Annotated in this window: 23 protein-coding genes; 18 read left to right on the forward strand and 5 right to left on the reverse strand. The window is 53.3% G+C overall.

What is annotated here, in order from left to right; all coding sequences use genetic code 11:
- Positions 1-120 precede the first annotated feature (120 nt).
- Complete coding sequence (locus AC2TF6_RS05510) at positions 121-402, forward strand: antibiotic biosynthesis monooxygenase family protein (RefSeq protein ID WP_009673274.1); 282 nt, start codon at positions 121-123, stop codon at positions 400-402.
- A gap of 187 nt (positions 403-589) precedes the next feature.
- Positions 590-1,249, forward strand: a complete 660-nt coding sequence (locus AC2TF6_RS05515) for an NAD(P)H-binding protein (RefSeq protein ID WP_009673262.1) — start codon at positions 590-592, stop codon at positions 1,247-1,249.
- A gap of 77 nt (positions 1,250-1,326) precedes the next feature.
- Here the strand turns inward: AC2TF6_RS05515 and AC2TF6_RS05520 are convergent, their stop codons facing one another.
- From AC2TF6_RS05520 to AC2TF6_RS05535, 4 genes are all read right to left on the reverse strand, one after another.
- Positions 1,327-2,094, reverse strand: a complete 768-nt coding sequence (locus AC2TF6_RS05520) for a TSUP family transporter (RefSeq protein ID WP_009673261.1) — start codon at positions 2,092-2,094, stop codon at positions 1,327-1,329.
- A gap of 90 nt (positions 2,095-2,184) precedes the next feature.
- Positions 2,185-3,117, reverse strand: a complete 933-nt coding sequence (locus AC2TF6_RS05525) for a polysaccharide deacetylase family protein (protein ID WP_491310257.1) — start codon at positions 3,115-3,117, stop codon at positions 2,185-2,187.
- A 132-nt stretch (positions 3,118-3,249) separates the two neighbouring features.
- On the reverse strand, positions 3,250-3,564 hold the full coding sequence (locus AC2TF6_RS05530) for a dehydrogenase (protein WP_491310258.1): 315 nt from the start codon (positions 3,562-3,564) through the stop codon (positions 3,250-3,252).
- Between the two features lie 182 nt (positions 3,565-3,746).
- Positions 3,747-4,202 (reverse strand): cupredoxin domain-containing protein, encoded by a 456-nt coding sequence (locus AC2TF6_RS05535; RefSeq protein ID WP_491310259.1) that lies wholly within the window; start codon positions 4,200-4,202, stop codon positions 3,747-3,749.
- 348 nt (positions 4,203-4,550) lie between these two features.
- Here AC2TF6_RS05535 and uptA point away from each other — a divergent pair, with 348 nt between their 5' ends.
- The 15 genes from uptA (at position 4,551) to AC2TF6_RS05610 (ending at position 18,976) form a co-directional block, all read left to right on the forward strand.
- Positions 4,551-5,144: an undecaprenyl phosphate transporter UptA gene (gene uptA, locus AC2TF6_RS05540; RefSeq protein ID WP_016423572.1), complete on the forward strand. Its 594-nt coding sequence runs from the start codon at positions 4,551-4,553 to the stop codon at positions 5,142-5,144.
- A 32-nt stretch (positions 5,145-5,176) separates the two neighbouring features.
- Entirely contained in the window at positions 5,177-5,743 is a 567-nt protein-coding gene (locus AC2TF6_RS05545; protein WP_009671385.1) for a thioredoxin family protein, read from the forward strand.
- A gap of 14 nt (positions 5,744-5,757) precedes the next feature.
- Complete coding sequence (locus tag AC2TF6_RS05550; RefSeq protein ID WP_009671390.1) at positions 5,758-6,381, forward strand: MBL fold metallo-hydrolase; 624 nt, start codon at positions 5,758-5,760, stop codon at positions 6,379-6,381.
- 294 nt (positions 6,382-6,675) lie between these two features.
- The gene (locus AC2TF6_RS05555) at positions 6,676-7,041 is read left to right on the forward strand and encodes a hypothetical protein (RefSeq protein ID WP_491310260.1); all 366 of its coding nucleotides are present in this window, start codon (positions 6,676-6,678) and stop codon (positions 7,039-7,041) included.
- A 526-nt stretch (positions 7,042-7,567) separates the two neighbouring features.
- Positions 7,568-8,764, forward strand: coding sequence for a M24 family metallopeptidase (locus AC2TF6_RS05560; RefSeq protein WP_491310261.1), 1,197 nt, complete (start codon positions 7,568-7,570; stop codon positions 8,762-8,764).
- Between the two features lie 222 nt (positions 8,765-8,986).
- Positions 8,987-9,364, forward strand: coding sequence for a hypothetical protein (locus tag AC2TF6_RS05565; RefSeq protein ID WP_009671386.1), 378 nt, complete (start codon positions 8,987-8,989; stop codon positions 9,362-9,364).
- A gap of 252 nt (positions 9,365-9,616) precedes the next feature.
- Positions 9,617-9,904 (forward strand): Asp-tRNA(Asn)/Glu-tRNA(Gln) amidotransferase subunit GatC, encoded by a 288-nt coding sequence (gene gatC, locus AC2TF6_RS05570; protein WP_042234499.1) that lies wholly within the window; start codon positions 9,617-9,619, stop codon positions 9,902-9,904.
- Positions 9,905-9,970: 66 nt separating this feature from the next.
- Entirely contained in the window at positions 9,971-11,428 is a 1,458-nt protein-coding gene (gatA, locus tag AC2TF6_RS05575; protein WP_009671389.1) for an Asp-tRNA(Asn)/Glu-tRNA(Gln) amidotransferase subunit GatA, read from the forward strand.
- Positions 11,429-11,449: 21 nt separating this feature from the next.
- Positions 11,450-12,898 carry an Asp-tRNA(Asn)/Glu-tRNA(Gln) amidotransferase subunit GatB gene (gene gatB, locus AC2TF6_RS05580; RefSeq protein ID WP_491310262.1) on the forward strand — a complete coding sequence of 483 codons (1,449 nt, stop codon included), beginning with the start codon at positions 11,450-11,452 and terminating at the stop codon, positions 12,896-12,898.
- A 105-nt stretch (positions 12,899-13,003) separates the two neighbouring features.
- Positions 13,004-13,480: a GNAT family N-acetyltransferase gene (locus tag AC2TF6_RS05585; RefSeq protein ID WP_491310263.1), complete on the forward strand. Its 477-nt coding sequence runs from the start codon at positions 13,004-13,006 to the stop codon at positions 13,478-13,480.
- Between the two features lie 329 nt (positions 13,481-13,809).
- A complete protein-coding gene (locus AC2TF6_RS05590; RefSeq protein ID WP_009671396.1) occupies positions 13,810-14,421 on the forward strand; it encodes an RNA polymerase sigma factor in 612 nt (203 codons plus the stop codon).
- 320 nt (positions 14,422-14,741) lie between these two features.
- On the forward strand, positions 14,742-15,371 hold the full coding sequence (locus tag AC2TF6_RS05595) for a hypothetical protein (protein ID WP_016423569.1): 630 nt from the start codon (positions 14,742-14,744) through the stop codon (positions 15,369-15,371).
- Between the two features lie 5 nt (positions 15,372-15,376).
- On the forward strand, positions 15,377-16,606 hold the full coding sequence (locus tag AC2TF6_RS05600) for a DUF4097 family beta strand repeat-containing protein (RefSeq protein WP_491310264.1): 1,230 nt from the start codon (positions 15,377-15,379) through the stop codon (positions 16,604-16,606).
- Between the two features lie 121 nt (positions 16,607-16,727).
- The gene (locus tag AC2TF6_RS05605; RefSeq protein ID WP_370001321.1) at positions 16,728-17,162 is read left to right on the forward strand and encodes a Fur family transcriptional regulator; all 435 of its coding nucleotides are present in this window, start codon (positions 16,728-16,730) and stop codon (positions 17,160-17,162) included.
- Between the two features lie 110 nt (positions 17,163-17,272).
- Positions 17,273-18,976: a glycosyl hydrolase family 18 protein gene (locus AC2TF6_RS05610; RefSeq protein ID WP_491310265.1), complete on the forward strand. Its 1,704-nt coding sequence runs from the start codon at positions 17,273-17,275 to the stop codon at positions 18,974-18,976.
- A 140-nt stretch (positions 18,977-19,116) separates the two neighbouring features.
- On the opposite strand, the gene AC2TF6_RS05615 is transcribed toward AC2TF6_RS05610, so the two are convergent.
- Complete coding sequence (locus tag AC2TF6_RS05615; protein WP_491310266.1) at positions 19,117-19,530, reverse strand: DUF2614 family zinc ribbon-containing protein; 414 nt, start codon at positions 19,528-19,530, stop codon at positions 19,117-19,119.
- Positions 19,531-19,941: 411 nt separating this feature from the next.
- On the opposite strand from AC2TF6_RS05615, the gene AC2TF6_RS05620 reads away from it, so the two are divergent.
- Positions 19,942-20,529: a hypothetical protein gene (locus AC2TF6_RS05620; protein ID WP_491310267.1), complete on the forward strand. Its 588-nt coding sequence runs from the start codon at positions 19,942-19,944 to the stop codon at positions 20,527-20,529.
- Positions 20,530-20,838 lie beyond the last annotated feature (309 nt).

A 20,838-nucleotide genomic window follows, 5' to 3' on the forward strand; every position in this document is an offset into this window, starting at 1 on the left:
TATTAATTATTTTACAAGACAAATAATGGTTATAATCTCTGTTTATTTGTTTCTCCGCTCTCAATGGTCTACACTATACATAAGGTTTCGTACTCTAATTAAGAAATGAGGATGTTCAAGATGTACATTGCCGTAAATACCATTGAAGTTCCCAATCCTCCGCAAATGGTCGAAATGTTCCGCAAGCAGGCGCCTAACATGAAAGAACTCCAAGGCTTTCTCGGATTGGAAGTCTGGACCGACGAACAGGCGATTAAAGTGATCACGAAGTGGGAAAATAAAGAAGCGTTCGAGGCGTATACCCAAAGCGAGGTTTTCAAACGTTCACACGGCGGCCATGGAGGCCAGGAGATGAAACCGAAAGCGCGTCTTTCGTATTTCGAAGGCGAGACGCTCATCTAGGGAAAGCTTCCGAAACTTTAACGTACATCCATTCGTTTATAGGATATCGGCCCCGCTTCGGGGCTGTTTATATTTGTAGAGGCGCCGTTTGCTTAATTCCGCGTTTAAAGGGATGAGAACTCGCCAAATGGTAAAATCTACATGTGTTTAACCCGTTTTTACGTTTTTAAACCAGGAGTGCTGCTTAATGAAAAAAACTGCCATAATAGCCGGCGCGTCGGGACTGGTAGGCAGAGAGTTGATCTCTGTCCTTATCGCCGATCCCGGTTACGAGAAAATTATCGTCTTGGTCCGCACGCGAATCGAGGGACGGGACAGTGAAAGCAAGTTTCATCAAATCGTGACGGATTGGAACCCGGAGCAGCTGGAGCAAGATTTACGCGGAGAATTGAAGCAGGCGGATGTGTTTTGCGCGCTGGGCACCACGATTAAGAAAGCCGGGACCCAGGAACAGTTCCGCGAGGTCGATTATGAATACCCGATGATTCTGGGCAACCTGGCGAAGAAGTACGGGGCCCGCCAATTTCTTGTCGTTTCCGCCATGGGAGCGAAGCGGGATTCGAAATTTTTTTACAGCCGGGTCAAAGGAGATCTGGAACACGGTTTATCCAAATTGGGACTTCGTACACTGCGAATATTCAGACCTTCCCTCCTGCTGGGAGACAGAGAGGAATTCCGTTTCGGCGAGAAAGCGGGAGCCGTAGCCGCGAAAGCCTTCTCTTTCCTGATGGCGGGGGGTCTTCGTAAATATAGGCCGATACCGGCTCAGCGGGTCGCTGCGGGAATGGCGGAGGCCGCCAAGCAGAAACCGGAAAGTATCCGCATCTACGAATCGCATCAGATTTAACGCGAAAGAGCCTGACCGTTCACGATTGAACGGTCAGGCTCTTTTTGTTCGGTTGGATGCTGCACGGAAGGCCGTCGTCAGGACATGATCAGCGTCCATAACTGTTTGCCGATCAGCACCGTGGTCATGATCAGAAAAAGCGGTTTGACGAAGGAAGCTCCTTTACGGATGGCAAAACGGGTTCCCACAAGCGCGCCTCCGATCATGGCGATCCCCATTGGAATTCCGTATGCGAGACTTACGGAATCTACCAGGAAGAAGGTGACCAGCGCACCGATATTGCTGGCGAAATTAAGCACTTTCGAATTGGCGGATGCTCCCACGAAATCAAAACCGAGCAGCAGAAACAGAAAAATAAGGAACGAGCCCGTTCCGGGGCCGAAGAAGCCGTCGTAAAAGCCGATAACGAAGGCTCCGGCCGCCAGCCAGAACCTGCTCCGGGACGTAAGGCCGCTGAAGGTGGACGCCGCTCCCCAATTTTTTTTGAGCAAAGTGTAGACCGTCACGGCAATGAGCAGCACCACGACCAGCGGTTTAAGAAACTCGGACGGTATCCGGTGTACCAGCAGCGCGCCGAGCATCGAACCGACCAGGGACAGCGGAAAAAGCGCCGCGGCCAGCCGAAAATGGATTTTTCCGGAAAGCAGGAACGAAGTCATGCTAGTCAGCGAGCACATCGTTCCCGCCAGCTTGTTGGTTCCGAGAACGAGCGCCGGCGGAAGGCCCGTAAACAGCAGGGCCGGAACCGTAATAAGACCGCCCCCGCCGACAACCGAATCCACGAAAGCGGCCAAAAACCCGGTCACAATCAGAAAAAGCAGCATTTCCCAGCTTAAAGCTTCCATTACGTAAAGCCACCGTCCTCCAACCCGTGATCCCTTTTCCCAATTGTACATTGGAAGAAGGAAGGAGGACAGATGAAATTGCGGGACCGCTTATTTCGTTTTGGAACCGGAAGGTTTGCTTACTCCGCTGGTGGATCCGCGCAGTTTCAGAAGCTCCGATACCGTGACGAAATGATAACCCCGCTTCGACAGCTCCGGCAAAATTTTACGGATCGCATCGACCGTATTCATAGAGCCCAGGACATGATCGTGGAACAGGACAATGTCACCCTCGCGGGCGTTGTTCAGCACCTTGTTCACGACCCGGTTCACACCGGGAGCTTTCCAGTCCTCGGTGTCCTGGTGCCAGGACCATAGAATAGGCAGACACCCTTCAGCCAGAGAGACATGAACAAGCCTTTCATGGTAATAGCCGCCCGGCGGGCGGAACAGGACGGGTGCCGTTCCGTTGATGGATTTGATCACCTTCTGCGTCGCCGCGATCTCGCTGCGGATGCTTTCCGTGGACCGGTTGTTGGTCAGAAAAGGGTGGCTGTACGTATGATTGCCGATCTCATGCCCCTCGGCCGCCTCTCGTTTGATCAGTTCGGGAAACCTCTCGGCTCTTTTTCCGACTACGAAAAACGTGGCTTTCGCCCCGTACTTTTTCAGCTCGTCCAAAATTTGCACCGTCTGTACCGGGTCCGGGCCGTCGTCGAACGTCAGTGCAATCACTTTGCCTGCGGACGGGACCTCCCAGACGATTTCTCCGCGCTGTTCATAATAATCCCGATCCCGGGGTTTGGCGGCAGCGGCCTGCGGATCTTTCTCCGCCGGTATCGAAGCCGGTAAAGCGGTTGAACGGAGCTGCAGCCCGTTCACGGCTTCCGCTCGGGGTGCGGAAATGGTTAAACCGCTTGAGACGTGAAACCCGTCGGATGCGAGCGCGGGAGCGGGGGCCAGGGTGAAGAAGACGCAAATGGCACAGGCCGCAGCCGTCCGCCGTAAGGGGAGGGCCTTGCCAGGCCCGGAAATCTTGATCATGCTGACTGATCCTCCTGTCGGTTTGCATATCGGATAAGGGTTAGCCTGCCCTTACATCTCCATTTCATCCGGCTTCCCGTAGGCTGTTCAGCAAAAAAAGCCGGTTCCGCAAGCGCGGTCCGGCGTTCATTCTTATCCCCCGTAAGCGCTGCGGAACGCTTTGGACAGCGTATCGGCGTTGACGTTCCACAGGACGGCTATCTCGGGAGCGACATGTTCCTCCCACCAGTCCGCCTGGACTTTGCGGTTATCCGAATGCTCCACGATGAACGCGATGTGCTGGGCTACTTTCCGAGTATATATCTTCTCCGCTTCTTCGATTTTTTCCGGAGAGATATACATTTTCAGCCGTTTGACGGTTCGGTAAAGCTCGCGGCTGCACGAACGGCGTATTCCCCTGGCGCTCGGAATTTGCGGCTTGTGCTTCTCGTTGGTTTTATTCTTCAACCGGATCGCCTCCTTACTCTGTTTCAGTGTATGCGGCTGACCTGCCGGAAGTGAGGAGGCAAGGGAGGGGAAAGAAGCCGGAAGAGCGAAGGTTAGACTGAATAAACGGAAAAAAGTTGGTGGTGACGAGGCCGGGCAGCGATGCAAGAAACAATAAAAAAAGGGAAGCCTGAGGCTTCCTGTCAGTCGATGACATTGATATAGGCGATCATCGGGCCGCTGTGGGCGATATCCGTGTGAGTCATGCAGATGAGCCGGTAGGTTCCCGTTTTTTCCGCTTTGAAGTTGACGACCGTTTCTTTGCCTTTTTTTACTTCGCCTTTGATGTTCAGACCTTCGATAATAAAAGGATGGCTCGCTCCGTTGACTCCGTAAATGCTGAGCCGGATATTCTCGCCTTTGCGCACGACAATCGTGCCGGGGTCCCAGCGGTAAGCTTCGATTTCTTTGCCGTTATCCAGCTTCGTGGAAAATTCTCCGGTAACGAGCTGGATCGTCCGTTCCGAAGCCGTGGCCGGCTCCGCCGCCGTAGACAAGATTTGCGGATTCCGGAAAAACAGGACTGCCGCGAACGCTACGCAAAGAAACCCGAGAAACATGGCGAAGTGATATTTTTTGAGTACAAAAGATTTGAACATGAACTTTCCCCCCAGACCAGTTTGTACACTATATGCACGGGCTTGTCAGCTCATGATGAAAATAACCGGACAAGTAAAAGTTGTCCGCGGGGTCCGTCAGTTTCATCCGTTTGGTTCGGTTTTTACGCTTCCTTCCGGATGAGCAGGGTTCTTTGCCGACCCGAGCGGATAGGAGATATTTCTTTATCGGCTCCCCGCGAAAGGGCTTCATCGTCTCCTTTGCACGGCCCGGCCGCATTGTTAAGTGGTTGACGGCCTTTCTCTATGGTAGAATAGGGGAGATTCTATTAGAAGAAAGCGCGGGAAGACCCGCGAATCGACAATCATGCTGGGGAAAGTAGGTTGGAGATGGGAGAGTTTATTCATTCGCTTTTGGTATTTTTTGAAGGCCTCGGGTACTGGGGGGTCATGCTCGGGCTGATGATCGAGGTTATTCCGAGTGAAATCGTACTTTCGTATGCGGGCTATCTGGTAGCCAAAGGCGAGATCGGTTTTGCAGGCGCCGTCTTTTTCGGCACCGTGGGTGGCGTCATCGCCCAGATTTTCGTCTACTGGGTCGGCCGTTACGGCGGACGTCCTATTTTGGAAAGGTACGGCAAATACATATTCATCAATAAGCATCACATCGACGTTGCGGAGACCTGGTTCAACAAATACGGAACAGGCGTTATTTTTACGGCCCGTTTCATACCGGTTGTCCGGCATGCGATCTCGGTACCGGCGGGGCTTGCCAAAATGCCTCTGGGACTGTTTACGTTCTATACGACGTTGGCGGTTATTCCGTGGTCCATGCTGTTCGTCTATCTCGGGATGACCCTGAAAGACAATTGGGAGAGCATCGACGACATTGCAGGCAAATACACAGTTCCGATTCTAATCGCAGCTATCGGTCTTATGATCATTTATCTGGTAGCCAAAAAAATGCGGGCAAAGCGTAAATAACGCGGTTTGCCGCCAAAGAAGGGATGGATTTTATGAGCACCAACTTATCCGCCGTCATCGGCAAAGGCTTAACGCCGCAGCAGTTCATCGACAGCATGCAGCGCAACCAGGAAGCGTTTCTTGACTGGTACGGGAAGTTTCAGTGGGAGACAGAGGACGACCGGGAATTTTTCGAATCCCTGAACAACCGTGACGACCTGCGCTGCGTCATCATCGCGGCCGAGTGGTGCGGCGACGTCGTGCGCAACATCCCGGTCGTATTCAAGGCGCTGGAAAACAGCGGGATACCGGTAGAAGTCCTCATTATGGAAGAACATACCGATGTTATGGACCAGTTCCTGACTTTCGGCGGACGCTCCATTCCGGTCGTTATTATCACGGATACGGGCGGCCACGTGCTTGGCAAATGGGGTCCCCGTCCTGAACGGGTACAGGCTGTCATGAAAGCCTTCAAAGAAGGAAATCCGGACCGCGAAGCGCCCGATTACAACGATAAAATCCAGGCGGTACGCGCGGAAATGCTCCGCCAGTACGGCGAAGGTGTCGGCTATCAGTCCGTCATCGTAAGCGAGCTCCGCGAGCTGCTTTCCACGTTCTGACAGGAGGGGTACGCATGATCCGCATCGAAACTTTTAAGCTCGGCCCCATGGAGACGAACGCTTACCTGCTGACCGACGAAAGCGGGCAGAAGGGCGTTGTCATCGACCCCGGCATGAAGCCGGGACCGCTGCTCAAGCGCATTAAGGACATGGAGATCGAAGCCATTCTGCTCACGCATGCGCATCTCGATCATATCGGAGGCGTGCAGGAGCTCCGGGAGCTGAAGAAGTGCCCGGTCTATCTCCACGATGCCGAGAGCGACTGGCTGGGCAGCCCTAAGCTGAACGGCTCCGCGCGCTGGCCGGACGTTACGGACCCGATTGTGGTCGAGCCGGCGGAGTACGCGCTTGACGAAGGACAGGTGCTCGAATTTTTCGGCACCAAGATCAAAGTGCTTCACACCCCGGGCCACTCGCCGGGCAGCGTCAGCCTCCTGTTCGACAACCACCTGATCGGCGGAGATGTGCTGTTCCGTCTGTCCGTGGGCCGTACGGACCTTCCCGGCGGCGATTGGAACACGCTGCTCGATTCCATTCACGGCAAGCTTTTTGAGCTTGGCGACGACGTGACGGTTTACCCGGGCCACGGTCCGAAGACGACGATCGGCTACGAAAAACAGAACAATCCTTATATTTAAGGGCAGTAAACCTTTACCGCCCCCCAAAAGCCTCCGGAATGCAAGCCGGGCGAACTCCTTTTTGCTGACAGCGGATCCTTCGGGACATCGGCGCCAGCGGACGGGCATTCGCCGGAGCACGGCATCCGGAGGCTTTTTTCATGCGAAAGCCTAATTTCAAGGGGCTGGGTATATACCGTGTTCCGCATGGGAAAGGACCCATAGACTGTTGGTGTAAGGTTGTAAGCCTACTTTCCGAATTCCGCACAAGGTAATTTAAAATACGGAACGGTAACATACAGGAGGGAATAACCCATGGAACATGTTAAAAAAACGTACACCGGTCCCGTCTACACGCCCAAACAGACGGGTCCCATGCCGCAAGCTGTAATACCTCAGCCCATGCCGATGCCGGCACCGATGCCCATACAACCGACTCCGCTGCCTTATCCCGGTCCCTTGCCGTCGCCGGTCATTCAAATGCCGTCTATACCTATCGTAAATCAGGTGTATGTAGCGAACTATAAGCCGCATCATCCGCATCATCCGCATCATCCCGTCTGTCATCCGATCAAACCGATCGCGAAGAAGTGCCGGTCCGACAATTCCGCCTATATCCTCGTCCTTTTTATTCTTCTCGTTATCATTTCAAGCGGTTTCGGTTACGCCAAAAAATGTTAGTTCGGAGGTTTTCCGCAAGGAACGCCTGATTAAGAGCAATCCTTCAGAATCCGAATGCGATAGCGTCCGGGTTCTTTTTTTGGGCGGAATATCACCGGCCCGAAGCGCCGGCTGAGAAATACCGGACTGACTTGCGATAAAAAGCTTGCCTATACGGAATAAATGTGATATTTTGGAAAAAGAAGACACGAAACGAATAGATTTGTTTGCGAAGAACGCAAACTTTCGGCAGAAGCCGCGAGTTTGCGTTTTTTAGTTTCGTTTTGTGAATTTCATAAACCTCATGCTTCAAAATGCCTGCTTGAAGCGGTGCTTCGGGCAGTTCCCCGTTTTAACCTCGCCATTCGCTTCATTCCCTCGCTGCATAATGCGTTTCATCGGTTCGGTTTAAAGGCTGCATGAATTCATTTCTGCAGCCCCGGACCAGCCTCGCGTCATTCGTTTTGACGCTCGAAATCTGTTTGCGCCTCCTCGCCGGAGCGGGGTATGATGACGGTATAAGAACCGTAAGAAGGGATGGATATTAATGAACAAAACGGATCATCCGTACGCGGAAAGGCAGCAGCGGCTGCAGAAGGCGATGCAGGCCGGCGGTATCGACGGCTTCCTGGTAAACCATCATGTGGACTTGTACTATTTTAACGGCTCCATGCAAAACGGGTATTTGTTCGTTCCCGCTGAGGGCAATCCGCTGTTCGTTGTGCGCCGCAGCATCACGAGAGCGCAGCAGGAGTCGCTCGCGGAGGTGGAGGAACTCGGCTCCCTCCGTACGCTTAAAGACCGGCTCGCCCAGCGCTACCCGGGCGTGTTCGGTTCGGGCAAAGAGCCCGTCATCGCCACGGAGTTCGACGTGCTCCCCGTTCAGCAGTTCCAGCGGCTGGAGGGGGCTTTTCCCGGCGTGAAGTGGAAAGACGGCTCGCTGCTCGTCAAAGAGCTGCGGATGATCAAGTCCGCCGATGAAATTGCGCTCATCCGCAAGGCCGCGGCCGTTATCGACCGGACGCTGGAGAAGGCGCTCGCCGGTATCCGCGAAGGAATGCCCGAGTTCGAGCTGATGAGCCTCATCGAGCGGGAGAACCGTCTCCAAGGGCACCTCGGGCTCATGCGCATGCGCGCGTATAACTCCGAGCTCATTACGGGCTGCGTGGCGGCAGGGGCGGCTGCGGCCGAGCCGACTTATTTTGACGGCCCTGCAGGCGGCAGGGGGCTCAGCCCGGCAAGTCCGCAAAGTGCGGGCAGCCGGCCCATCGGCCGTAACGAGCCTATTCTTATCGATATCGGCTGCAACATCGAAGGCTATGTGATCGACCAGACGCGTACCGCGGTGATCGGCGCTTTGCCGGATGAGCTTCGGCACGCTTACGAAATTTCGGAGAAAATTTTGAAGGAAGCCGAAGCGATGATGAAGCCGGGGACCGTTGCGGAACATCTCTACCTGCAATCGCTGGACACGGCGTCTGCCGAAGGACTGGGCGGCCATTTTATGGGGTACGGCATTGATCAGGTTAAGTTTCTCGGACACGGAATTGGTCTGGAAATCGACGAGTTTCCGGTGTTGGCCAAAGGGTTTAAATACAAGCTCGAGCCCGGCATGGTCATCGCCGTGGAGCCGAAATTCACATTCCCCGGACAGGGTGTTGTCGGGATCGAGAATACATATGCCATTACGGAAACCGGGTTCGAGAAGCTTACCGTATCCCGGGAGGGCGTTCTGGTTCTCTGACAATAGCTCGCGCCCGCAGCGGCGGTTCAACCGGAGGTCAATAAAAACTCCCCCAAACCGTCCGGAAAACAGGGAGACGTTTATGGACAGCGTACTCTTTTTTTAGTACGATGTTACTAATCCATGCTAGATTCGAAAGTAGAGTTTATGCTTTCCGCATCGCTTTAGGAGAATCGGAACAGGGCATCTCAGCCCGCTCTGCATGGGAAAGGGGGAATCCGGATGCTGTCTTTGGGAGCGCGCGTGATCATTGTGGAGGACCGGCTCGAGCAGAACCTGCCGATCGGCGATTACGCCTACATCATCGCTTATGACCGCAACAACGACAACTTGTTCGACTACGTCATCCGAGTGCCGAAGCTGAATAAACATTTTTTCGTGCCCGCCTCAGATATCGAACTGGAAGAAGTCCTGCTTCGTCAGGAAGTCGACCGTTTGGAGAAGGAAGCCTTGATCGATTTCGCGCTGGCGACGCGCAACGAAGAACTGTTTAACCGAGTGATGAACGGCGAACCGGTTGAAATCGTTGCAGAGAAGAGCAAAGAAGTTCAAAGCGCCGAGGATTTCATCAAACAGGTGAACCTTCGCGCTTGGATATAGATGATCGTTTGAAGAGCTTCGGGGCTTGTTTCCCGTACAAAAGATTGCAAACAGAGCCTTTCCGTCTTAGTTGACCCGGGAGAGGCTCTTTTTGCGATCTATACTTTTTCATTCCCGCGATTACCGAAAAACCGCAAAATTCCGCTTATTTCTGCGTTTTCGGCCGGGAATCAATTGAGATCAAAAAATAACTAGGCTATAATAGGTAGAATGAATTTGGCGTGTACATACAAAGAGAGGTGCGAATCGTCTGTGAGCATTACTATTAAGGATGTCGAACACGTGGCCAAGCTGGCCCGCCTTGATCTTTCTGCCGAAGAGAAGGAACAGTTTACGGAACAGCTTAACGCTATTTTGAAATACGCCGAACAGCTTGGAAAGCTGGATACGGAACATGTGGAGCCGACGAGTCATGCGATGTCCGTCAAGAACGTGACGCGGGAGGACGAAGTCCGTCCGTCCCTGCCTTTGGACAAAGTGATGCTGAACGCTCCGGAAGAAGAAGACGGGCAGTTCAAAGTGCCCGCCGTTATGGAGTAATACGAACGTTTAACCAGACCTTGGAGTTTGCACGGTTGTCTGTTATTTGAAGGGAGGCACCTTACGTTGTCGCTATTTGAGTTAAGATTACAAGAATTACATACACAGCTGTTGGATAAAAAAGTATCCGTCACGGAGCTGGTCGATCAGTCTTACCGGCGGATCGCCGAAGTGGACGGCAAAGTAAAAGCGTTCCTCAAGCTCGATGAAGAAAATGCCCGCCGCTCTGCGAAAGCGCTGGACGAGCAGATTGCCGCGGGCGAATCCCGGGGAATCCTGTTCGGTCTGCCTGCAGGCATCAAGGATAACATCGTGACCGAAGGCGTCACGACCACGTGCGCGAGCAAGTTCCTGTCGAACTACACGCCCGTGTACGACGCGACTGTGATGCGCAAGCTGAAGGAAGCCCAGGCGCTTCCCGTCGGCAAGCTGAACATGGACGAGTTCGCCATGGGCGGCTCCAACGAGAACTCCGCGTTCCACGCGACACGCAATCCGTGGGATCTGGATCGCGTGCCCGGCGGTTCCAGCGGCGGCTCTGCGGCTTCCGTGGCTGCCGGCGAGGTGTATTTCTCGCTGGGCTCCGACACCGGCGGCTCGATCCGCCAGCCGGCCGCTTATTGCGGCGTGGTCGGCCTGAAGCCGACCTATGGGCTCGTGTCCCGGTTCGGACTTGTCGCGTTCGCCTCTTCGCTGGACCAGATCGGTCCGCTCACGAAGAACGTCGAAGACTCCGCTTACGTCCTGCAGTCGATTGCGGGCCACGATCCGCAGGACTCCACGTCGGCGAACGTGGAGATTCCCGATTACGTCTCCGCATTGACCGGCGACGTCAAAGGGCTCCGCATCGCGGTGCCGAAGGAATACCTGGGTGCCGGCGTCGATCCTCAGGTGAAGGAGAAGATCCAGGAAGCCCTCCGCGTGCTGGAAGGTCTGGGAGCGGTGGTCGAGGAAGTTTCCCTGCCGCATTCCGAGTATGCCGTTGCGGCGTACTATCTGCTCGCTTCATCGGAAGCGTCCTCCAACCTCGCGCGTTACGACGGCGTCCGCTACGGCATACGTACGGACAACGCGAACAACCTGCTGGAAATGTACCATATGTCCAGAAGCGAAGGCTTCGGTCCGGAAGTGAAACGCCGGATCATGCTCGGGACTTACGCGCTCAGCTCCGGCTATTATGACGCCTATTATCTGAAGGCGCAGAAAGTCCGCACGCTGATCAAGCAGGATTTTGATCAAGTTTTCGCAAACTACGATGTCGTGATCGGCCCTACGGCTCCTACGACGGCGTTTCGTCTGGGAGAGCAGGTAGGCGACCCGCTTACGATGTATTTGAACGATATTTTGACCATCCCGGTCAACCTGGCAGGTATTCCGGCCATCAGCGTACCGTGTGGTCTGGCCTCTGGCCTGCCTGTAGGACTGCAGATTATCGGGAAGGCGCTGGACGAGTCCACCGTGCTGCGCGTAGCTCACGCTTTCGAGCAGAACACCGATCATCACAAGCAGCGTCCGCAGCTATAACGCGTAACAGGAGGGATCTTTTTGTCAGCGACTGAAACGAAATACGAAACCGTGATCGGGCTTGAAGTTCACGTTGAACTGCATACAAATTCCAAAATCTTCTGCGGCTGCTCCACCTCGTTCGGCGCGCCTCCGAACACGCATACGTGCCCGGTCTGTCTCGGGCACCCGGGCGTTCTGCCGGTACTTAACCGGCAGGCTGTCGAATATGCGATGAAAGCAGCCATGGCTTTGAACTGCGAGATCGCGGACGTGACGAAATTCGACCGCAAAAACTATTTCTATCCGGATTCGCCCAAGGCGTACCAGATCTCCCAGTTCGACAAGCCGATCGGCGAGAACGGCTGGATCGACATTGAAGTGGGCGGGGAGACGAAACGTATCGGCATCACCCGGCTGCATCTGGAAGAAGATGCGGGCAAGCTGACTCACGTCGACGGCGGTTACGCTTCGCTGGTTGACTTCAACCGGGTCGGAACGCCTCTGGTCGAGATCGTCTCCGAGCCGGATCTCCGCTCCCCGGAAGAGGCGCGCGCGTATCTGGAGAAGCTTCGCGCCATCATGCTTTACTGCGACGTTTCCGACGTCAAGATGGAAGAAGGTTCTCTGCGCTGCGATGCCAACATCTCTATCCGTCCGGCAGGCCAGGAGAAATTCGGCACACGCGCGGAGCTTAAGAACATGAACTCCTTCCGCGGCGTACAGCGCGGTCTCGAATATGAAGAAATCCGTCAGGCGGAAGTCCTGAACGGCGGGGGCGAGGTCGTCCAGGAAACGCGCCGCTGGGACGAAGGCCAAGGCAAAACCATTTCCATGAGGGGCAAGGAAGAATCGCATGATTACCGCTATTTCCCGGATCCGGATCTCGTGAACCTGCATATCGATGCCGCCTGGAAAGAGCGCGTAAAATCGTCGATTCCGGAGCTTCCGGATGCCCGTAAAGCACGCTACGTAAGCGAGTACGGACTTCCGAGCTACGATGCCGAGGTGATTACCGCTTCCATGAAGATGGCCGATTTCTTCGAGGAAAGCCTGAAATATACGTCCGACGCGAAGGCCGTTTCCAACTGGATCATGGGTGACCTTCTCGGGTATCTCAATGCCGGCGGACTGGATTTCGGCGAGATCCGAATAACCGGTCAAGGACTCGGTGAAATGATCGGTCTGATCGAAAAAGGCACCATTTCCAACAAAATCGCCAAAACCGTTTTTAAAGAAATGATCGAAAGCGGCAAAGCGCCGCAGCAGATTGTCGAAGAGAAGGGCCTCGTTCAGATCAGTGACGAAGGCGCCATCAAATCCGTTGTCGAGCAGGTTGTGGCAGGCAATCCGCAATCCGTAGCCGATTATAAAGCGGGCAAAGAGAAGGCGGTCGGCTTCCTCGTCGGCCAGGTTATGAAGGAAACGAAGGGCAAAGCCAATCCCGGCTTGGTCAACAAGCTCATCGTGGAGACTTTGCAGGCGCAATAAGCCGAACAGCGAAACCATTTTAAGCACATCGAACGGCATGTCCATCAGGATATGCCGTTTTTTTACAACAGGAAGGACGTAAACGGGCATGAGGAGATGAAAACGATGATGAGACAAATCCCCCTGGACGATGTTCAAGCCGTGCTGGAGCTGCTTGCTTTGCAGACAGCCGCTTATCTTGTAGAGGCCGGACTAATCGGGTACAAAGACATTCCGCCCCTGAGGGACAGCCCGTTAACCCTGCGATGTTCCAAAGAGACGTTTACGGGGTATTATGTCAGTGACCGGGAGGAGGGGCGGGAAGAACTCGCGGGCGCAATCGCTTTGGAAGAAAATGGAACAAAGCTGACGATTACGCGGATGATGGTTGACCCCCGTCATTTTCGCCAGGGAATCGCCTCCGCACTGATTCGTCATGCAATCGCGTCAAACCCGCAGGCGGGCCGATTTGTCGTGTCTACGGGAGAAGCCAACCTGCCCGCTGTCCGTCTTTACGAGAAATTCGGCTTTCACCGTACCGGCAAACGCACGATTGCCCCTTCCGTCGCTTTGGTGACATTTGAGAAGATCCAAGGCATATAATGAGGGGAAGCTGGGACACATCAGCACGAAAAGAAGAGGAGCGCCGGAACGATCATACGCAACGGCTTTTCCGTTTATGATCTATCTGAATGTCATCATACCGGATTACCGCCTGGTTCCTCTCTTGCTGGATAATATCCGTCATCTGGACGGCGTGGTGGGGGTAACCATGGAATAAGTAGAAGCGTTAAGCGGGGCGAATTGGCCCTGCTTTTTCTTTTTTTTATCCGGTTTGAAGGGGGAATCTTTTTAGTATCGTCAAAAGATATGTAAATCGGATGTTAAGCGCGTTATAGTAAAGAGGGCACAAGAGAAAGGGCGGTGAAGCAATGGAGCACCTGACAGACGAACAGCTGGTGGAGCAGATCAACCGGGGGGAGGCGGAAGCTTACCGCGTATTGGTCGATCGGCACAAAAGCTACGTATATACACTGATTTACCGCATGGTGAACCATCGCGAAACCGCCGAAGACTTGTCCCAGGAAGTGTTTCTGAAGCTGTACCGCTCTTTATCCCATTTCAGAGGGGAGAGCAAATTCACGACTTGGTTGTACCGGATGACCGTTAACCTCGTTACGGATTACCGCCGTGCCCAGCGCAGGCGTCCTGTAGTTCCCTTGCTCGACAAGCTCAAGACCTGGTTGGCCGACCGCAGGACCGAGCCCGAACAGCAGGCGATCCGTCATGAAGAGAGCGACTCCGTCCACCGGTTGATCGCCGAAATGCCAGAGAAATACAAACTGGTGATGTATCTCTATCACTTCAAACAGTTGTCGTACCAGGAAATATCGGATGTGACCGATCTTCCCCTGAAGACGATCGAGACGCGCTTATACCGCGGCAAAGCCATGCTTAAAGAAAAATGGTTGGAGGTGTATCCAGATGCCCGAACGAACGCCCAGACGTCCCAGTCAGCCCCGGCTTCACGCGCTTCACAATAGCCCGGAACTTCCGCCCGCACTCCAAGCCGAACTAAACGGCATGAAGCTGCTCCAACCTTCCGCCAATTTCACCGACCGGGTGATGAAGGATGTTGCCGCGGGGAATACCGTGCCTGGATTTCGACCCTTAGCGCCGAAGAAACGAAGGCATTCGGAACTCGTCAATCTTTTTGTCGCCACAGCGGCTACTTATATATTTATCAACTCCGGTCTTTTGAAACTTTTGAATTCGCATGTGGCCGAATGGTCCGAATTCGTCCAACATTTGTCCAACAGAATAGGATAACGTGCATGACGATCATGCAGCAAGGAGGTACGGAATGTCTCAACAATTTTCTTACACCCCAGGAGGCTCGCCCGAGATGGATGACTTGAAAGATCCGCACTTTTATGAGGAGCAGCAGCGGAATTATCCGCCCGGCCCCCCTTACGGCGTGCCGCCATATCCCCCGTATTTTCAACAGCCGCCCAAGAAGAAATGGCTGGCTATGCTCCTTTCCCTGATGATGCCGGGAACCGGCCAATTTTATGTGGGGATGATGCAGCGCGGATTGTTTATCATGATGCTCGTCATTATGGATATTTTCGCGATTGTGCTTTTCGCAACCCGGGATGAAGGAACGAACGTGGCCATGATCACGCTGTTTTCGCTCATTCTGCCGGTCATTTACTTCTACAACATATTTGAAGCCTTGCAGCTTACGGATATCGTAAACCGGCGCCGTTTTTACGGAGAATCCGAGGAATTGACCGATCCTCTGCAAAAGCTGGCTAAAGGCGGAAACTTGGGTATCCTGCTGATTGCGGCAGGCGGATTCCTTTTTCTGGCCAGCAGCAAACCGGTTTGGCTGGAATCTTTCTTTAAGCTGTTCGGTTCTTATTTCGGAGCCATCGTGCTGATTGTCGGCGGAATTGCTCTTTTTGTCTGGGAAACGAAAAGAAAACAATAGATCGGGTGATCGGATTGATTAAAGCGGGCAGATTTACGGCGGCGGTGCTGTTTGTCACAGTTGGCGTATCCATGCTTCTGGACCGAGCCGCAGGCACCCATATGTTGGGGCAACTGATAAACTGGTGGCCCCTTTTGTTTGTGGCCGCAGGGCTGGAACTGATTTTGCTGCAATTCCTGTCTAATTCCCGGGAAACGGCTGTCAAACTGGACCCGGTGGCTATTTTCTTCTCGGTGGTTATCTGTGCCGTTGTCGCCGGTTCCCAGGGATTCAGCCAGGGGCTGCTTTCCGGGCTTAACTTCAAGGTCGGTGCGTTGCAGAGCCGGAGCTTTGACAAGGAACCGACGGAGTTCATCCTGACTCCCGCGATAACCCAAGTTCACGCAATCAACACGAACGGCCGCATTGAACTGGCTGCTGGAGACGGGGATGCCGTCCGGATACAGGCAACGGTCTGGGTGAATGACGACGATGAGCAAGAAGCCCGCCAAATCGCGGATGCTTCACATGTCGAGCAGAGCATTCAAGGGACTGAATTAACGCTTAAAGCGGTCGGGGAAGAATATACGAAGGCCTGGTTTGTCAAAAATAAAGCGAGAATAGACATTACCGTTACGCTGCCGCGTACAGCGTCTCTGGATTATCTGGCCGAAACGGAGAATGGCGCCGTTCACGCGGCGGGCCTCCGGACCCTGAACCTGTTATCCGCTCATACGAGCAACGGTTCGGTGGAATTAACCGATATCCAGGGTCATGTAGAAGCGGTTACGGCAAACGGCAAAATCAGCGTCAGCTCCATCTCGGGAGCCGTCAAGGCGCAAACCGTCAACGGCGAGGTCGTTATCCGGGAAGCCGGAGCCGGGGTTCATGCGGCCGCCTCCAATGGCAAAGTCACCCTTTCCTCGGTGAAGGGAGACGCGGTGGCGCGTACCGATAACGGCAGCGTTAAAATCAAAGATGTCTCCGGACGCGTTCAAGCGGAGACCGAGAACGGATCGGTACGGCTCGAATCCGCCGAAATGGCCGGAGACTGGCAGGCCAGCACCAATAACGGCCGGATTACGATCCGCCTCCCCGGGGAAGCGGGCTTTAAGGTTCAAGGCTCCGCGAGGGTGCTTCATACGGGGCTCCCGGTCCGGCTGGAGGAGGAGAAACTGAGCGGTACCGTGGGAAGCGGTGAACATATCCTTGCGATCCGGACGGATGGCGAGATTTCCCTGGAAACCGTAAATTAAACGCATCACGCCTTCATCAGGCGTTGACAAGTGCAATTTCTCACACGTACAATAGAAGAAAGGTTGTATCTGTGTCCACCGAGTACACAGTACTTCCCCTTACTAACAGGTGGTGAGAATCATGTCCGAACATTTGGAAGAAGCGCTTGCCAAACTTAAAACGACAGGTGTTCGCATGACTCCGCAGCGGTACGCGATTTTGACGTACTTGTTCGATTCCTTCAACCACCCTACGGCTGATGAGATTTACAAGGCGTTGGAATCCAAATTTCCGAATATGAGCGTGGCCACGGTTTACAACAACCTGAAAGTGTTCATAGACGCGGGGTTAGTACGGGAATTGACCTACGGGGACGATTCCAGCCGTTTCGATGCCGATCTGTCCGATCATTATCATGCCCGCTGCCAAGTCTGCGGCAAGATATCCGATTTTGATTACTCGCCCATCGTTGATGTTGAGCACGTTGCCGCTCAGCAAACCGGCTTTAGGGTAGGCGGACACCGGCTTGAAGTCGTCGGGCTTTGTCCGGATTGTGCAGGAAAGGCGACGCATTGATTCGTCGTTTTCCAACTTCCATACACGTTATCACGCGAACGTATTAGCCGCTCTTCGTTATCGGGCGTGCCGATACGTTTTTCTTTTTCTGAAAGGATGTGCAGAAGCTTTTGAAGCAGCCCTACATGCGCGGCTCGAAGCGCAAAAAGAGCCGGTTCCGTTCTTTTATACTCTTGCTTATCGTATTGGCGGCCATCGCTTACCTGGTCATGAACCGGCTGCCCAATAACAATCATCTAACGCCATTTTACGCTAAACTGGACAAGCCGGTCTTCTATCAGGGGGAAGCTTACGAAAGCTCCGCCTTGGGGTCCAAAGAGGCCATGAAACTCCCCTTGGGACTCATAGCCGAGTGGATCGACCCGGCTGTCCGCAGCGAGGCTTCCGGCAATTCCGTTATTTTGACGACGGAACAGGTCGTAGTGCGGCTTCAGGCCGACAAAGCCACCGCGTCCCGGAACCTCAAAGAAATCCCCCTTGTATCGCCCATGACAAAGCAGGAAAAAGAGTTCTACGTACCCGTTTCCGTCCTTAAGGAGCTGTACGGTATACAACTCAGGGAGGATGAGGTAACCGGCGCCGTATCGCTTTTTAATCCCGGGGAGAAGATACGCTGGGGGACTTTTCGCGGAAAAGAAGGAGGCGAACTGCGCAGCGGCAGCTCGATTCGTAATCCGATCACGGGCAGCTTGGGGGATGGCGAGCGTGTCATGATTTGGGGCGAACAGAACGGCTGGTACAAAGTTCAGCAGACCGGCGGACGTGCCGGTTTCGTTAAGGCCTCTCTTGTGACGGAAGAAAAAGGAGAGGTGATTCCCGAGTTTCAGCCTCCCGCCGCGAAGCCGCGATGGAAACCCCAAGGCAAGCTCAATATGACATGGGAACATGTCGTCACGGCAACGCCCAAAACGGCCTCCATTCCTGAGATGCCCGGCCTCAATGTCGTGAGTCCTACCTGGTTTCATCTCGCTGACGAGAAGGGGACCATCAAGAATCAGGCCGACCCCGATTACATCAAATGGGCGCACGGCCGCAATTACCAGATCTGGGCCCTTTTCGACAACTCTTTTGAACCGAAAATGACGGGCAAGGCGCTGGAAAGCTACGAAACCCGGCTGAACATGATCAACCAGCTTCTGTCTTTTGCTAAGCAGTATAATTTGCAGGGCATCAACATTGATTTTGAGAACATGAACAAATCGGACGGGCCTAATCTGGTCCAATTCGTGAGAGAAATGGCTCCGCTGCTCCATGAGCGGGGATTGATTCTGTCCATCGATGTGACGGCAAAATCGGGCAGCGATGCCTGGAGCCGCGTATATGACCGGCCCGCTCTGGCCGCTGCCGTGGACTACATGATGCTCATGGCCTATGACGAGCACTGGGCATCGAGTCCGAAGTCGGGCTCAGTCGCGTCTCTCCCATGGGTGGAGCGTTCTCTCAAGCAGATTCTGGATGAAGACAAAATACCGCCTTCCAAACTTGTGTTGGGCATTCCTTTTTATACGCGCATATGGACCGAGGAACAGAAGGATGACGGTACGAAAGTCAGCTCTAAGGCTGTATTTATGGAGAAACCCCGCAAGATTATACAGGAGAAAGGCCTGACTCCCGAATTCCGTGAAGACACCGGGCAAAATTACGTCGAGTACAAAGAAGACGGAAAACTCAACCGGATCTGGCTGGAGGACGAAACGTCCGTCAAAGCCCGTCTGGAGATTGTGAGTAAATACAAATTGGCGGGGGTCGCTTCCTGGCGGCGCGGTTTTGAAGAACCGGCCATATGGAAGGTCATAGCCGATGCCCTGCAGTAGGATTAGGCCGCTCAGCCTTATCTTGGGAAAGACTGAATCCAGGTAAGTTTAAAATTTCTGCTTGCTGGCCGCACCGCCCGAAATCATTAAATTTCTACAAAAAAAAGCTGTCATCCGTAATGGATGGCAGCTTTTTTACATTAATTTTTAGATGAGTCGATTGCGGACGGGGTGGAGCCGGTTTCCGGCTTGCGGATATTTCCTTCTTCCGCGATTTCGGCTTCCGCGGGTGCCATCGAAGGGTCGACCGTCAAAATCGTTTTGCAGAACATGCAGCGGTCCGTTTTACCGATCATCTTTGTTCTTTTGCCGCACTCAGGGCAATCGAGCGCCACGGCGGAGGTTGACATCATGCCCGCCCAGAAGTAAATGGCCATACTTCCGAGCATGCTGATCATCCCGAGAATCAAGAAGATAACGGCAATAATTCGCCCGACGGCGCCCCAGTCGAACACGACTCCGGCCAGGCCGATGATCATAATAAGCATGCCGCCCATGGTCAGCAGCAGACCCCATAAGCGAAATTCATTGATTTTGCTTGATTTTAAAAGCAACGGTGTTCCCCTCTTTCTACAGGCATTTTCGGAATTAAAACACAATTCGTTCTCATGTAAGCAGGAAACGGCTAAGGAAAGTAGAATTACTTTTCTAACGAACGAATGATGGCTTCGGAGACCCTGCGAATACTCTTGCGAGGAGGCTATCTTAGCGTGTATTTCCCGGACTCCGTTACAGCGTGGTAATTCGTTTCGCTATCCGCAGCAGGTTGCTTTCATCACAGAAGGATGTGCGATCCTTCTGCTGGTTTACTACCAATCATCCGGACACTTACAACTCCATACATCATTATATAGAAGACAATCATCGTATACAAGGAAGATGGTTGAATTCGTCCGTACTTGAACAGGGCTGCTGCAGCGATTAGATCGAATATCGTTAACGGTCTTTTGAAAGGGGAGATCCAATTGGATCGTCAATTGTACTTGGAAGACTCTCGGGAGCGTACGCATTCTCTGCCGGAAGAGCTGCGCGACCGTCAGCTGCTGTCGGAATTCTCGCTTTTTCTGAACAAGTATTTGAAGAGCAAATCCTACATACTCGAGGAACACCTGCTCGACGCTTACCAGAACGTGCTGGAAGCTTTGAAACACTGGGCGCGCATTGTCATCATCGAAGAAGGGGAAACTGTCCAGGAAGCGGTCTGGAATCAAGTCCGTCCAATAAACAGCGGCGTATACAAATTGTATGAAGAGCTGACCACGAGCAAGGAAACGCTGAAACAAAGAATCCAGCTTGTCCTTCTGGCATGCGAATTTTCGGTCATGTCCAAAATGGAGCGCTGCTGCAAGCCGCTCATCCAGCGTCTGGACTCGAGGCCGGAGCCGTGGAGTGCAGATGAACTTCTGGAGCAGCCCGAGATTAAAATTCTGGGAAACAATCTTCAGCAGCTTCTTAATAAACTCGTCAAAAAAACATTGGTCAAAGAAGTGGCTGTTCCTGCGGACGCGGAATGTTCACAGCTCTTGCTACGGTATACGTTGTTCAAAAATTAACTTCAACCGAAACGGGTTGAGGAAGTCAGGCGGCCCTTAAAGGCTGTCTTTTTCTTTTTTGAAGCTTCAAAACCCTTGATAAATAAGGCGATAGGATCAGTAATGTTTTTCCAATGTGCAAAAGGGTTGACTTCATAATAGGTTTCATGGTAAATTAATTTTCGCCCCTTCGGAAGGCAAGTTGCTAACAAAGGACAAGCCGCTAACAACGAACGGAGCGCTTGAAAAAAAGTACTTGCATTACTAAGTCCAAATGTGGTATAGTAGTCAAGTCGCCGCCAAACGAGGCAAAGCGACAAAGTACGATAG

It is taken from the genome of Paenibacillus sp. JNUCC 35, from assembly GCF_058269095.1.